We start from the raw sequence: 12,598 nt of genomic DNA on the forward strand, positions 1-12,598 counted from the left end.
GGGAACGATCCGCTACCCTGGCACGTCAGAGGGTCACCGCTGGACGCAAAGGGGAGACGGGTAATGGCTGAGCAAGGGTTCGGAGCGGTCGGCCAGGCCGTAGCGTCCGCGCAGAACATCCTGGCCGACTTCGTCCCCTGGGAGAACGAGCCGAGACCCCTCGCCGGCGGCGTCTCCGGCGGCTTCACCTTCCCCAGCGCGGACGACATCGAAGAACTGCTCGGCCTGTGGCGCGCCCGCGCCGAAAGCATCGCCAAGCGCGGATCCATCGTCGAACAGCTCATCGGCAACCTTGGCGTCGCTCGCCCGGCTCCGGACGACGCCAGTAACGGCTTCCAGAAGACCTTCGCCGACTGCTTGGCCAAACTCCAGGAGCAGCATGACTCGATGCTCGCCTACATCCAGGAATACATAGCCAAGCTGGAAACCGCCAAGACGGAGAAGCAGACGGGCGAACAGAACGCCGCGGAGGCGGCCAGCAAAGCGGGCGGGGATTCCGGCCAGTGAGGACCCGACGCAAGCTGGCGATGTCCGCGCTCGGCATCGCACTCGCCACCATCCTGATCGGCTGTTCGCAGCCCGTCGGCGGGACCCCGGAGGCCACGCCTTCGACCGGGGCAAGCTCGGCAGGGCCGGCCAGGCCGGAGATCCCCAGGGTCAGCCGGCCGCTCAACGCGGATCCGTACCTAGCGAAGCCGTGCGAGCTCGTGCCGACCGAAATCGTCACCGAACTCGGTTTTTCCGGTCCTGGCTCGACCAACCCGGCATACGAACTCGCCCCGCCGGGCATGACGGACGGACCTAGTTGCAGTTGGGGCGCATCGCCTGGGCAGACAATGGGTTTGGTGATCGAAACCAAACTGCGCGAACTGAGCTTGGGCGGACTCAGCGGTATCTACAGCTTGCACGACCAAGGGCGATTCACCTTCATCGAACCGACGGAGGTTTCGGGATACCCGGCTGTACACGCCGACTTCACGGACCGGCGGAAATTCGGCAGTTGCCGGATCTACTTCGGAGCAGCCGATGACTTGGCAATTCTGGCCAGCATCGGGGCATACACGAACAAGACCCAGTCCTGCGAGGCGGCCACGAAAATCGCGGACGGCATAATAAAGAAGCTGCAAGGGGGCGCATGAAAATGGGAGCTCTGGACGGCACTCAGATCTATCAAAATTTCACCCAGGGCAATTCACGCGGCCTGCATAACGTGGCAACACTGCTACGTGAACTGTCGAAGGGCTACGACGACGAGGCGGAAGCGATCAAGGCGCTTCAGGAGCGCATGGCGCCGGCTTGGACCGGCAACTCCGGCGACTCCGCCTACGCGGGCGCGGGCCCTCTGGCCAGGGCGTACGCGGAGTCTGCGGTGCCGCTGGACGAGACCAACAGGTCGATGATCGAGCAGTCTTCGACGTTCGACCGGTCCAAGAGTGCCGTGGTCCCGGTGCCGCCGGCTCCGGAGAAGCCGAGTGGCTGGTCCACCGGGCTCAAAGCCGCTATTCCGATCGTGGGGCCCGCGCTGGCGGTTAATGACGTCAAGTCGTACGAGAACGGGATGAACAAGCACAACGCTGCCAACGAGACGAACGTCCGGGTGATGGACCAGTACGCCTCGGCCACATCGTCTACGCGCAGCCAGATCCCGATGGACTACCAGACCCTGCCGTCGAGCGACGGAGCCGCGATCACTTTCGGCGACAGCGCGATCATCGGTGGGCAGGGGAAGAACCCGAATGTGCGGCAGGTGACGCAGAGTTCGGGGACCGAGTCGTACCAGGCACCGACGGGCGGGAGTGTCAGCCAGGTGGGTGCGGCGCCGAACACGAGCAGTGCGGCGCCCGCGACCGGGGCCGCGATCCCGTCGCAGGGTGGTCCCAGCGGTGGCAACCTGGGCAACCTGCCGAACGTGCCCGGCGGCGGGCAGGGCGGGCCGAACACCACACCGGGCGGCTACCTGCCCAATCAGCCGATCGGGCGGAACCAGGACGGCACGGGACGGACCGGCAGCGGGCGCACCCCGACGAGCACCGGGCCGGGCACCGGCTTCGGGCGTTCGACCAGCACCGGCGCCGGTACGGGTACCGGCAGCGGGCAGGGCCGGGGCAGCGCGGCCGGGCGGCTGCTCGGCGAGGGCACCGGCGGCCGCGGCGGGGTCGGCGAAAGCGGCCGCGGCATGGGAGCCGCGGAACGGGGGCTCGGCGCGGGCAAAGGCACCGGCGCCGGGATGCCGGGCGGCTCGGCGGCGGAAGCGGCCGCGGGCCGCGGCGCCGCCGGGGCGGGCGGCCGCGGTGCCGCGGGCGGCATGGGCGGGGCCCCGATGGGCGCCGGCCGTGGCCAGGGCAGCGAGGACGAAGAGCACCAGCGCCCGGACTTCCTGATCGAGGCCGACCCGGACTCGATCTTCGGTACCGACGAGCGCGCCACGCCGCCGGTCATCGGCGAATAGCCACCGACCGACAAGGAAGCACAGCGAATGCCTGCGGTTAGAAGCGACTACGTGCAGTTGCCGGTCGGCGCACTGGCCGGGCTGGCCGAACAGGAACGGGCCGGTGCGCTGCACGTGGTGCTGCGTCCGGAACCGCTGTGGCTCAGCGACGACGAGAAGCTGCACGCCAAGGAGCGGATGCAGCAGGCGCTCGGCGAGGCGGGGCTGGTGGACGGCCGCGGCCGGATCGAGGTGGACTTCCTCGACTGGCTGCCGCTGCTCACCACACCCTCGCTGGAGTACTACGGCTGGGCGAACGACGGCGAACGCACCTTCGGGGTACTGGCCGCCGCGCGCGGCCTGCAGGGCATCATCGCGATCCGCTCCGGCGACGGGGTGGCGATCCGGACCGTCCGACGGGACCGGCTGCCCGAGTCGCTGGTCGCGGAGCTGCCGGAGGTCGCACCCGGTGCCGGCAGGCCGTTGATGGTCCGGATCGCCGAGCTGGAGGAGGCCGGCCGCCGCACCACCACGGACATGCTGCCTCCGCCGGCGATCCGCGAGCTGGTGAAGGTGCTGCAACGCCCGGTCGAAGGTACCGGCGAGCTCTACGCGGGCCGCCGTGACGAAGTCGGCCGCTACACCCGCCTCGAACAGCCGCTGCACTACGCCGACACCGACTGGGGCCGGTACCTCAACTACACCGTCGGGTCGGGCGACGATGCGGAGGTCCACCTCGCCCCCGGGCACCCCAACGCACTGGTCAACGCGCTGCTCAAGCTGGAACACACCCTCGACGGCTAGGCGCGGACGAACCAGCGGTTCAACGCGTCGCCGAGTCCGGTCAGGTCGCCGTCTTCGGCGGCCCATGCCACGCAGCCGTCCGGACGCGCCAGCAGGCCCGAAAGCGAGCCGCCGTCCGCTGCCTTCGCGGTCACCACCCCCACGCCGCTGTACTTGCCGGCGAGTGAGCGCAGCTCCGCCGAATCGGCGAGGTCCAGCAGCACCGCGGCGCCGTCCCGGCAGTGCTCGCCGCCGGGCATCCGCTGTCCGGCGCGATCGAGGGGGTGATCGGGTTCTGGCAGGTGCTGCGGTCCAGCGAGGCGCTGGTCGGCCGGATGTACGCCAGGCTGGTGGCCGGGCTGCTCGCGGCCACCATCGGCGCCGTTTTCGACACCGCGGTGCAGCGCATGCTCGCCGGTGACCGGGTCGACGAGGTCCGCCGCGACCAGGCCGGGGTGATCGACCATGCCTTCGATCTGCTGGAGCGCGGGATCGGCGACTACGGCTCGACCAGGTGACACCAGGCCGCTACCGTGAACCGATTCGGGTAACTCCGGCATCTGGCACTGGGGGCACCGTCATGGGATCTTTCCGTCCTGCCTTGATCTTCGCCGTCGTGCTGGCGCTGGCCGGCATCACACCCGCGTCAGCCACCGCCGCCGCACGGCCGCACCGACCGATCCCGGTCGTCTACGACAGCGACCTCGACTTCGACGACGCGGTGACCCTCGCCTACCTGTGCCGCGAGCACAAGCGGCAGCGGATCGATCTGCGCGCGGTGACCGTGACCAACAACGGGATCGGCGTTCCCGGCCGGGCACTGACCCACGCCCGCAGCATCCTCCGGCACTGCGGCCTTTCCCAGGTGCCGGTGGCCGACGGGTCGGACACCGGGGTGCACCCACCGCCGCCGGAAGCCCTCGAGCTGTTCGAGCGGGTGCTCACCGGCGCACTGGGCGACGGCGACCGGCCGGACCAGCCCGCCCCGGTCCCGGCGGCCAGGCTGATCGCGGACACCGTGCGCCACTCCGGCAGGCAGGTCACCGTGCTGGCCACCGGTCCGCTGAGCAATGTCGCCGCGGCCGTGCGCGATCCGCGGGTGGCCGAGCGGATCGACCGGCTGTACGTGATGGGCGGCGCGTTCGACGTGCCCGGCAACCTGTTCGGCTCCACCGCGGGCGGGTTCGACAACACGCAGGAGGTCAACATCTGGCTGGACCCGCCGTCGGCCGGCGAGGTGTTCGAGCGGGTGCCGCGGGCACGCGTGCGCATCGTGAGCCTGGACGCCACCCAGTACGTGCCGATCACCCTGCCCTACCTGGCCCGGCTCGGCGCCGAAGCGGAGACCGAAGAGGCCAGGCTGGTGCACCGGATCATGAGCCACCCGGAAATCCCGCCGCTGGTCGAGGACGGCGGCATGTTCTGGTGGGACCCGCTGGCGGCGACCTCGATCCTGGACCACCGCATGGTCGGCTACCGGGTGCGGAAGGTGGACGTGGTGCTGCCCGGCGTCTCCTCCGGCCGCACCGTCGTGACCCCGGACGGCACCCCGCAGCGGGTCGCGCACACCGCCGACCGGGCACGGTTCGAGCGGACCTTCCTCACCCGCCTCAACGGTCGTGAGTGAAAAACGTTGCCCCAGCAACACTTTTCACTCACGAGGTCGCGAATGGCTTCACTGGGCGAAAAGCACGTCGAGCTTGGCGCGGACGCGGTCGATGTCCTCGCTGTACTTCAGCACCGCACCCAGCGTTTCCGCCGCCGACTCGGCGTCGAGGTCGGTGCGGGACAGGGTGTCCAGCGCCATCGCCCAGTCCAGCGACTCGGCGACGCCCGGAGGTTTGAGCAGCTCCAGCTCGCGCAGCCGGTGCACCGCGGCGGCGACCTGGGTGGCCAGCCGCTCACCGATCCCGGGCAGCCGGTGGCGCAGGATGGCGACCTCGCGGGCCAGGTCCGGATGCTCCAGCCAGTGGTACAGGCAGCGGCGCTTGAGCGCGTCGTGCACCTCGCGGGTGCGGTTCGAGGTGAGCACCACCAGCGGCGGTTGCGCGGCCCGCACCTCACCGAACTCCGGGATAGTCACCGCGTTCTCGTCCAGCAGCTGCAGCAGGAAGGCCTCGAACTCGTCGTCGGCCCGGTCGATCTCGTCCACCAGCAGCACGCACGGCGCGGAGGTCAGCGCCAGCAGCAACGGCCTGGCCAGCAGGAAACGCTCGGTGTAGAGCGACTGCTCGGCGGCCTCCACGTCAAGTCCGCCGTCACCGGCTTCCAGTGCCCGCAGGTGCAGCAGCTGCCGCGGGAAGTCCCATTCGTACAGCGCCTGCGCGGCATCGATGCCCTCGTGGCACTGCAACCGGATCAGCGGCAGGCCGAGCCCCCGCGCCAGCGACACCGCGAGCGAGGTCTTGCCGGTGCCCGGCTCGCCTTCGCAGAACAACGGCCGCTGCATGCGCAACGCGAGGAAGGCGGCCGTCGCCACCCCGTCGTCGGCTAGGTAGCCCACGGATTCCAGGGTCCGTGCCAGCTCGCGGGGTGAACCGAGGTCGCCTGTCACCCGTCCGACACTAGATCGTCGGGGCGGTCCACGTCAGCTCCGCGGCCGAGGTCCCCGCATTCGACCAGCCGCAGATCCGCCCGGCCGGCCAGCCAGTCCCTGGCGCCTCGGTCGCCGCTCGCGCTCGCCGCGACCTCGGCCCACCAACGCCGCCCGAACAGCACCGGGTGACCGGGCACCCCGTCATAGGCCGCCCTGGCCACCACCTCCGGCCCCGCCGACGCGCACAACCGGGTGAGCGCGGCGGCCGGGACCCACGGCAGGTCGACCAGGTGCACCAGCACCGCGTCCGGCACCGGGTCCAGCCTGGCGACGGCGTGCAGCCCGGCCCGCAGCGACGCGCCCATCCCGCTCGCCCAGTCCGGCGCGAACACCGCGATCGACGGGTCCGGCAGCAGCGCGCGCACGGACTCCGCGTGCGCGCCGAGCACCACCCGGACCGGGTCGCAGCCACCGCCGGACAGCACGTTCAGCGCGCGGCGCACCAGTGGCTCGCCCTGGTATTCGACGAGTGCCTTGGCGCGGCCGAACCGGCGTCCCGCGCCCGCGGCCAGCAGCAGGCCGGCCGGGACGTCAGCCACGCCGTGCCCTTGCCGGCGGCGCGACGGCCAGGTCCGCCTCGATCCGGGCGGCCGCGGCGAGCAGCGGTGGCACCATGTCCGCGCGCACCGACTCCCGGCTGGTGCGGCTGGCGTGCGTGGACACGTTCACCGCCGCGACCACCGTGCCGTGCCGGTCGTGCACCGGCGCCGCCACCGAGCGCAGCCCCTCTTCCAGCTCCTGGTCGACCAGCGCCCAGCCCTGTTCGCGGACCGAGAGCAGCTCGGTGCGCAGCGCCGCCGGAGAGGTCAGCGTGTGCGTGGTGAGCCGTTCCAGCCTGGCCGCTTCGAGGTAGCCCGCGAGCGCCTTGGCGTCCAGGCCGGCCAGCAGCACGTGCCCCATCGAGGTGGCGTGCGCCGGGAAGCGGGTGCCCACGTCGATGGTCACCGTCATGATCCGCGAGACCGCGACCCTGGCCACGTAGACGATCTCGGTGCCATCCAGCACGGACACCGAACTGGACTCGCGCACCTCGGCGGAGAGCCGTTCCAGGTGCGGCTGGGCCACCTCCGGCAGCGAAATACCGGACAGGAAGGCGTAACCGAGTTCCAGCACCCGCGCGGTGAGGGAGAAGTACTTGCCGTCCGTGCGGACGTAACCGAGGTCGGCCAGGGTGAGCAGGAATCGGCGGGCCGCGGCGCGGGTCAGCCCGGTGGTCCTGGCGACGTCACTGAGGGTGAGCTCCGCGGCGCCGCTGCCGAACGCCTTGATCACCGCGAGGCCGCGCTCCAGCGACTGCACGTGGTGCGCGCCACGCGGGGTCGCTTCGGCCTCGTCCATCGGGCCAGCCTATCCGGCGCTACCGGCCCGACCGGCACTGTCCGTCACGGCCGAGGGCTCACCCAGCTCGGCGAGGGTGCGCCGGGCGATGGCGAAAGCCTCGTTCGCGGCCGGTACCCCGGCATAAACGCCGGTGTGCAGCAGAACCTCGCCGATCTCGGCCGCGGTCAGTCCATTGTGGATCGCAGCCCGCACGTGCATGGCCAGTTCCCCGTGGCTGCGCGTCGCGGTGAGCGCGGCCAGTGTGATGCAGCTGCGGGTGCGCCGGTCCAGCCCGTCCCTTGTCCACACCGAACCCCAGGCGGCCTCGGTGATGTACTCCTGGAACGGCGCGGTGAACTCGGTGGTGCCCGCGATGGCCGCGTCCACGTGGTCGTCGCCGAGCACCTCGCGGCGCACCCGCATACCGTCTTCGTACTTGCTCATCGTGGGTCTCCGCTTTGCCGGAAGTGCTGGACCATCAGTTCGCCGAACCGTTCCGGCTGCTCGAAACTACCGAGATGCGCGGCCCCGGGCACGATCTCCAGCCGCGCACCCCGGATGCCATCGGCGATCCGGCGGCCGTGCTCCGGCGGGGTCGCCTGGTCCTCGGCGGCGGAGATCACCAGGGTCGGCGCGCTGATCCGGCCGAGCGCGTCGAGCTGGTCCATCCGCTCGATCACCCCGCAGCAGCTCGCGTAACCCTCGTCCGAGGTGGTTTCGATCATCTCCCGCAGCACGGCCACGGTGTCCGGGTGCGCGGCCGCGTAGCCGGGGGTGAGCCAGCGCCCGATCGCCCCGTCCGCGATCGACGTCGTGCCACCGGCGCGCACCGCCGCGGCCCGGTCCGACCACCTGCTCGGCGGGCCCAGCTTGGCCGAGGTGCAGCACAGCACCAGGCTGGCGACCCGCTCCGGGGCCCGGGCGGCCACGTGCATGGCGACCATTCCGCCCAGCGACAGCCCGGCCAGGTGCGCGCGCGGCACGCCGAGCCGGTCGAGCAGGCCGGTCAGGTCCGCGCCGAGGTCGTCCAAGGTGTAGGGCCCCGGCGGTGCCGGGGACCCGCCGTGCCCGCGGTGGTCGTAGCGCAGCACCCGGAATCCGGCCGACACCAGCGGCCCCACCTGCGGGTCCCACATGCGCAGGTCGCTGCCGAGCGAGTTGCTCAGCAGCACCACCGGCCCGTCCTCCTGGCCGTCCAGGACGTAGTGCGGAAAGGCGCCGGAAATCTCAGACATCGAAGAACACCGTCTCGCCGTCGCCCTGGAGGCGCACGTCGAAGCGGTAGCCGTCGTCGGCGGGGGTGGCGATCAGGGTGCCGCGCCGCTCCTCGGGCACCGACGCCAGCACCGGGTCCTCCGGGTCGTCGGCGAAGTAGATCCGGGTGACCACGCGGCTGAGCAGTCCGCGCGCGAACACCGAGACGTCGATGTGCGGCGCCTGTCCCGGCAGCGCGCCGGGCAGCAGCGTGCAGATCCCGTACTCGCCGTTGTCGTCGGTCGGGCAGCGGCCGAAACCGCGGAAGTCGCCGCCCGGCTCGCCGGACTCCGGGAACCGACCGGACGGATCGGCCTGCCAGCTCTCCACCATCGCGTCCGGCACCGGGTTCCCGGCGCCGTCGAACACGGTGCCGCGGATCCAGATCGCGCCGGGCGTGCCCTCGGCCACCACCTCGGGGCCGTCCGGCCACGGCAGGCCGATCGACAGGTACGGCCCGACCGTCTGCGAAGGAGTGCTCATTCGTCGTGCTCCTCGTCCTCGAACACCGAAGCCTCCCGCCCGCGCAGCACGATGTCGAACTCGTAGGCCAGCGCCCAGGACGGCACGGTCCGCTCCAGGTCGAACCGCGAGATCATCCGCTTGCGGGCGTTCTCGTCCGGTACCGAGTTGAAGATCGGGTCCTGGTCGAACAGCGGGTCGTCCGGGAAGTACATCTGGGTCACCAGGCGCTGGGTGAAGGACGTGCCGAACACCGAGAAGTGGATGTGCGCCGGGCGCCAGGCGTTGTCGTGGTTCTGCCACGGGTACGCGCCGGGTTTGATGGTGGTGAACTGGTAGCGGCCGTCGCCGTCGGTCAGGGTGCGCCCGACCCCGTCGAAGTTGGGGTCCAGCGGCGACGGCCAGCGGTCCAGGGTGTGCTTGTAGCGCCCGCCCGCGTTGGCCTGCCAGATCTCCACCAGCGAGTCGCGCACCGGGCGACCGTCGCCGTCGAGCAGCCTGCCGGTCACCACGATCCGCTGCCCCTGCGGTTCGCCGGCGTGCCGTCGGGTCAGGTCGTTGTCGTGCTCGCCAAGCCTGCCCGGCCCGAGCAGCGGCCCGGTCAGCTCGGTGAGCCGGTGCGGCATCAGCACCAGCGGCTGTTTCGGGTGCCGCAGCGCGGTCGACCGGTAGCCCGGCGAGTCCAGCGGCGGGTGGGTGCCCGCCGGGTCGCGGCGGAAGCCCGGTGCCGGAACCTCGTTACCCATCACGCCCATCACGCCTCCAGTGCTTTGCGGGACACCCGCACCCGGTCGGCGCGAGGACCGAGGCTCCGCGATTGTCCGGTCATCACGCCTCCAGTACCACGGCGAGGCCCTGGCCGACCCCGATGCAGATGGCGGCGAGGCCCCATCCCCCGCCCCGGCGCCGCAGCTCGTGCGCGAGGGTGCCGAGGATCCGGCCGCCGGACGCGCCGAGCGGGTGGCCGATGGCGATGGCGCCGCCGTTGACGTTCACGATCTCCGGGTCCAGTTCGGGCCAGTCCGCGAGACAGGCCAGCGACTGGGCGGCGAAGGCCTCGTTCAGCTCCACCGCGGTCAGGTCGGACCAACCGATCCCGGCCCGTTCCAGCGCGATCTCGGCGGCGCGCACCGGCCCGATGCCGAACACGTCCGGGTCCACCCCGGCCGCGCCCCGGCCGGCGATCCTGGCCAGCGGCTGCTTGCCGAGCCTGCTCGCGGTGACCTTGTCCCCGAGCAGCACCGCGGAGGCGCCGTCGTTCAGCGGTGACGAGTTGCCCGCGGTGACCGTGCCGTCGGGCCGGAAGGCCGGTTTGAGCCCGGCCAGCTTCTCCGGGGTGGAATCCGGGCGAATGCCCTCGTCGCGGTTCAGCTCGGTGCCGGGCACGGCGACCACGTGCGTGTCGTAGAAACCCTCGTCCCAGGCCCGCGCGGCGGCGCGGTGGCTGCGCACCGCGAACTCGTCCTGCGCCTCGCGGCCGACGCGGTAGCGCTCAGCGAGCCGCTCGGTGGACTCGCCGAGCGAGATCGTCCACTGCTCCGGCATCGCCGGGTTGACCATCCGCCAGCCGAGCGTGCTGGAGTGCAGGGTCTGCGGCGCGGCGGGGAAACCCTTCTCCGGCTTGAGCATCACCCATGGCGCCCGGCTCATCGACTCGACGCCGCCGGCCACCACCAGCGACGCGTCGCCGACCGCGATCGCCCGGCTCGCCTGCATCACCGCGTCCAGGCCGGAACCGCAGAGCCGGTTGACCGTGGCACCGGGCACCGAGGTCGGCCAGCCCGCGAGCAGGGCGGCCATCCTGGCCACGTTGCGGTTGTCCTCGCCGGCACCGTTGGCGTCGCCGAGGATCACCTCGTCCACTTCGGCCGGATCGAACTCGTTGCGCCCGCTCAGCGCGCGCAGGGTGTGCGCGGCCAGGTCGTCCGGGCGGATCCCGGACAGCGCGCCACCGTAGCGGCCGAACGGGCTCCGCACCGCGTCCAGTACGAACACTTCAGCAGTCATGCTCACCTTCTTCGCTTCATGCGGCCTTCAGTGTCTTGCGGGACACCCGCACCCGATCGGCCCGCATGACCGGGGCTTCGCCAGTTTCGGTCATGCGGCCTTCAGCGCACGCAGCACCGCCAGCTCTTCGCCGGTGGGCGCGGGTGTGGTCGCGAGGTTTTCGGCGACCTTGAGCCGCCAGCCGGTGGCCGCGCGCACCTGCTCCGGCTCGACGCCGGGGTGCACCTCGGTGAGCGTCAGCTCGCTGGTCTCCGGGTCGGGCCGCAGCAGCCCGAGGTCGGTGACCACCAGGGTCGGCCCGGCGCCGGGCAGGCCGAGCCGCGCGCGGTCGCCCTTGCCGGAGCCGTGGCCGAACGAGGTGATGAAGTCCACCTGCTCGACGAAGGCGCGGGTGTTCTGCCGGAGCACGATGAACACCTCGCGGCAGGACGCGGCGATTTCCGGCGCGCCACCGGCACCGGGCAGGCGCACCTTCGGGTCGTCGTAGTCGGAGCCGATCACCGTGGTGTTGATGTTGCCGAACCGGTCCAGCTGGGCGGCGCCGAGAAAACCGACGTCGATCCGGCCGGGCTGGAGCCAGTAGTTGAACACCTCCGGCACGCTGACCACCGCGTCCGCGGTCTCCGCCAGCTCACCGTCCCCAATGGACAGTGGCAGCCGGGTCGGCTTGGCGCCGAGGCAGCCGGACTCGTAGATCAGCGCGAGCTTCGGCGCGTGCGTGCGCCGGGCGAGGTTGGCCGCCGTGCTGGGCAGGCCGATGCCCACGAAACACGACATTCCGTCCCCCAGCGCCCTTGCCGCGGCCACGCTCATCATTTCGTCGGCACTGTAATTCCCGTCGACACTGTAGTCGATCATGCCGTGACCCCCACCGTTTCAGCGAGCCACTTCTTGAACTCGGCACGGTCCCGGCTGATCGCGTCCCAGTCCTGGTAGGCCGAATTGTCCCGTTCGTAGTAGCCGGCCGCATAGGACGGTCTCGCCCCGGACGGCACCTCGGCCACCGCGGTCACCGCCCAGCCCGGCAGCACCATCGCGCCCGGCCGCGGTTCGAGCTCGTCCACGATCTCCTCCACCGTCACCAGTGCGCGCTTCGCCGCGAGCACGGCTTCCTTCTGCACGCCGGTGATCCCGGTGAACTGCACGCTACCGGCGCGATCCGCGCGCTGGGCGTGCACGATGGTGACGTCCGGGTTGAGCGCGGGCACCGCGGTGAGCCGCTCGCCGGTGAACGGGCAGCTGATCGGCTTGATGGTGTCGGTGTGCTCGGCCAGGTCCGTGCCGGTGTAGCCGCGCAGCACCGCGAACGGCAGCCCGGACGCGCCCGCGACATAGCGGTTGGCCATCCCGGCGTGGCTGTGCTCCTCGATTTCCAGCGGCACCGGCCAGGAGTTCTGCACCGCGTCGCGGAACCGGTGCAGCGAGCCGACTCCGGGGTTGCCGCCCCAGGAGAAGATCAGCTTCCGCGCGCAGCCGGCACCGATCAGCTGGTCGTAGACGATGTCCGGGGTCATCCTGGCCAGCGTCAGCTCCCGGCGGCCCTGGCGGATGATCTCGTGGCCGGCCGCGACCGGGATGAGGTGGGTGAAACCCTCCAGCGCCACCAGATCCCCGTCGTGCACCAGCTCGCGCACCCCTTCGGCCAGTGAAACGAGCTCGGCCATCCACGGCCTCCGTTCGCATTACGCACACACGTTCTTCATATGAACATAGTTGTGGGCGGCTCGGCGCGCAAGAGAAGGTGTGCC

At 71.3% G+C, this 12,598-nt stretch carries 17 protein-coding genes; 6 read left to right on the forward strand and 11 right to left on the reverse strand.

The window, feature by feature from the left end; genetic code table 11:
• Positions 1-63 precede the first annotated feature (63 nt).
• The 4 genes from AMYNI_RS0104080 (at position 64) to AMYNI_RS0104095 (ending at position 3,232) form a co-directional block, all read left to right on the forward strand.
• A complete protein-coding gene (locus AMYNI_RS0104080; RefSeq protein WP_020666701.1) occupies positions 64-507 on the forward strand; it encodes a hypothetical protein in 444 nt (147 codons plus the stop codon).
• On the forward strand, positions 504-1,139 hold the full coding sequence (locus tag AMYNI_RS0104085) for a DUF3558 domain-containing protein (protein WP_020666702.1): 636 nt from the start codon (positions 504-506) through the stop codon (positions 1,137-1,139). Before AMYNI_RS0104080 ends, AMYNI_RS0104085 begins: the two co-directional genes overlap by 4 nt.
• Before the next feature lie 71 nt (positions 1,140-1,210).
• The gene (locus AMYNI_RS0104090; protein ID WP_157357245.1) at positions 1,211-2,449 is read left to right on the forward strand and encodes a hypothetical protein; all 1,239 of its coding nucleotides are present in this window, start codon (positions 1,211-1,213) and stop codon (positions 2,447-2,449) included.
• 51 nt (positions 2,450-2,500) lie between these two features.
• Entirely contained in the window at positions 2,501-3,232 is a 732-nt protein-coding gene (locus AMYNI_RS0104095) for an ESX secretion-associated protein EspG (protein ID WP_020666704.1), read from the forward strand.
• Here AMYNI_RS0104095 and AMYNI_RS0104100 read toward each other — a convergent pair.
• Positions 3,229-3,471 carry an aromatic-ring hydroxylase C-terminal domain-containing protein gene (locus AMYNI_RS0104100; protein ID WP_157357247.1) on the reverse strand — a complete coding sequence of 81 codons (243 nt, stop codon included), beginning with the start codon at positions 3,469-3,471 and terminating at the stop codon, positions 3,229-3,231. The two genes, AMYNI_RS0104095 and AMYNI_RS0104100, sit on opposite strands and share 4 nt — an antisense overlap.
• Between AMYNI_RS0104100 and AMYNI_RS43565 the strand changes: the two genes are divergently transcribed.
• Both AMYNI_RS43565 and AMYNI_RS0104110 read left to right on the forward strand, forming a co-directional pair.
• Positions 3,454-3,729 carry a hypothetical protein gene (locus tag AMYNI_RS43565; protein WP_020666706.1) on the forward strand — a complete coding sequence of 92 codons (276 nt, stop codon included), beginning with the start codon at positions 3,454-3,456 and terminating at the stop codon, positions 3,727-3,729. The genes AMYNI_RS0104100 and AMYNI_RS43565 overlap by 18 nt on opposite strands.
• A gap of 83 nt (positions 3,730-3,812) precedes the next feature.
• On the forward strand, positions 3,813-4,838 hold the full coding sequence (locus AMYNI_RS0104110; RefSeq protein ID WP_020666707.1) for a nucleoside hydrolase: 1,026 nt from the start codon (positions 3,813-3,815) through the stop codon (positions 4,836-4,838).
• Positions 4,839-4,886: 48 nt separating this feature from the next.
• Here AMYNI_RS0104110 and AMYNI_RS0104115 read toward each other — a convergent pair whose 3' ends face one another.
• The 10 genes from AMYNI_RS0104115 to AMYNI_RS0104160 all read right to left on the reverse strand — a co-directional run bounded on the left by AMYNI_RS0104115 (position 4,887) and on the right by AMYNI_RS0104160 (position 12,514).
• Positions 4,887-5,765, reverse strand: coding sequence for an AAA family ATPase (locus AMYNI_RS0104115; protein WP_020666708.1), 879 nt, complete (start codon positions 5,763-5,765; stop codon positions 4,887-4,889).
• Positions 5,762-6,346 (reverse strand): nucleotidyltransferase family protein, encoded by a 585-nt coding sequence (locus AMYNI_RS0104120; protein ID WP_020666709.1) that lies wholly within the window; start codon positions 6,344-6,346, stop codon positions 5,762-5,764. The genes AMYNI_RS0104115 and AMYNI_RS0104120 overlap by 4 nt, the downstream gene beginning before the upstream one ends.
• Positions 6,339-7,145 (reverse strand): IclR family transcriptional regulator domain-containing protein, encoded by an 807-nt coding sequence (locus AMYNI_RS0104125; RefSeq protein WP_020666710.1) that lies wholly within the window; start codon positions 7,143-7,145, stop codon positions 6,339-6,341. The genes AMYNI_RS0104120 and AMYNI_RS0104125 overlap by 8 nt, the downstream gene beginning before the upstream one ends.
• 9 nt (positions 7,146-7,154) lie before the next feature.
• Positions 7,155-7,571 carry a 4-carboxymuconolactone decarboxylase gene (pcaC, locus tag AMYNI_RS0104130; RefSeq protein ID WP_020666711.1) on the reverse strand — a complete coding sequence of 139 codons (417 nt, stop codon included), beginning with the start codon at positions 7,569-7,571 and terminating at the stop codon, positions 7,155-7,157.
• Positions 7,568-8,362 carry a 3-oxoadipate enol-lactonase gene (gene pcaD / locus AMYNI_RS0104135; RefSeq protein ID WP_020666712.1) on the reverse strand — a complete coding sequence of 265 codons (795 nt, stop codon included), beginning with the start codon at positions 8,360-8,362 and terminating at the stop codon, positions 7,568-7,570. Before pcaD ends, pcaC begins: the two co-directional genes overlap by 4 nt.
• Positions 8,355-8,864: a protocatechuate 3,4-dioxygenase subunit alpha gene (gene pcaG, locus AMYNI_RS0104140; protein WP_020666713.1), complete on the reverse strand. Its 510-nt coding sequence runs from the start codon at positions 8,862-8,864 to the stop codon at positions 8,355-8,357. Before pcaG ends, pcaD begins: the two co-directional genes overlap by 8 nt.
• Positions 8,861-9,598, reverse strand: a complete 738-nt coding sequence (pcaH, locus tag AMYNI_RS0104145) for a protocatechuate 3,4-dioxygenase subunit beta (protein WP_020666714.1) — start codon at positions 9,596-9,598, stop codon at positions 8,861-8,863. Before pcaH ends, pcaG begins: the two co-directional genes overlap by 4 nt.
• A gap of 73 nt (positions 9,599-9,671) precedes the next feature.
• Complete coding sequence (locus tag AMYNI_RS0104150) at positions 9,672-10,850, reverse strand: thiolase family protein (protein ID WP_040405498.1); 1,179 nt, start codon at positions 10,848-10,850, stop codon at positions 9,672-9,674.
• 90 nt (positions 10,851-10,940) lie between these two features.
• Positions 10,941-11,708: a CoA-transferase subunit beta gene (locus tag AMYNI_RS0104155; RefSeq protein ID WP_020666716.1), complete on the reverse strand. Its 768-nt coding sequence runs from the start codon at positions 11,706-11,708 to the stop codon at positions 10,941-10,943.
• Positions 11,705-12,514, reverse strand: a complete 810-nt coding sequence (locus AMYNI_RS0104160) for a CoA transferase subunit A (RefSeq protein ID WP_020666717.1) — start codon at positions 12,512-12,514, stop codon at positions 11,705-11,707. Before AMYNI_RS0104160 ends, AMYNI_RS0104155 begins: the two co-directional genes overlap by 4 nt.
• Between the last annotated feature and the right edge of the window lie 84 nt (positions 12,515-12,598).

It is taken from the genome of Amycolatopsis nigrescens CSC17Ta-90 (assembly GCF_000384315.1).
GTDB classification, from domain to species: Bacteria; Actinomycetota; Actinomycetes; order Mycobacteriales; family Pseudonocardiaceae; genus Amycolatopsis; species Amycolatopsis nigrescens.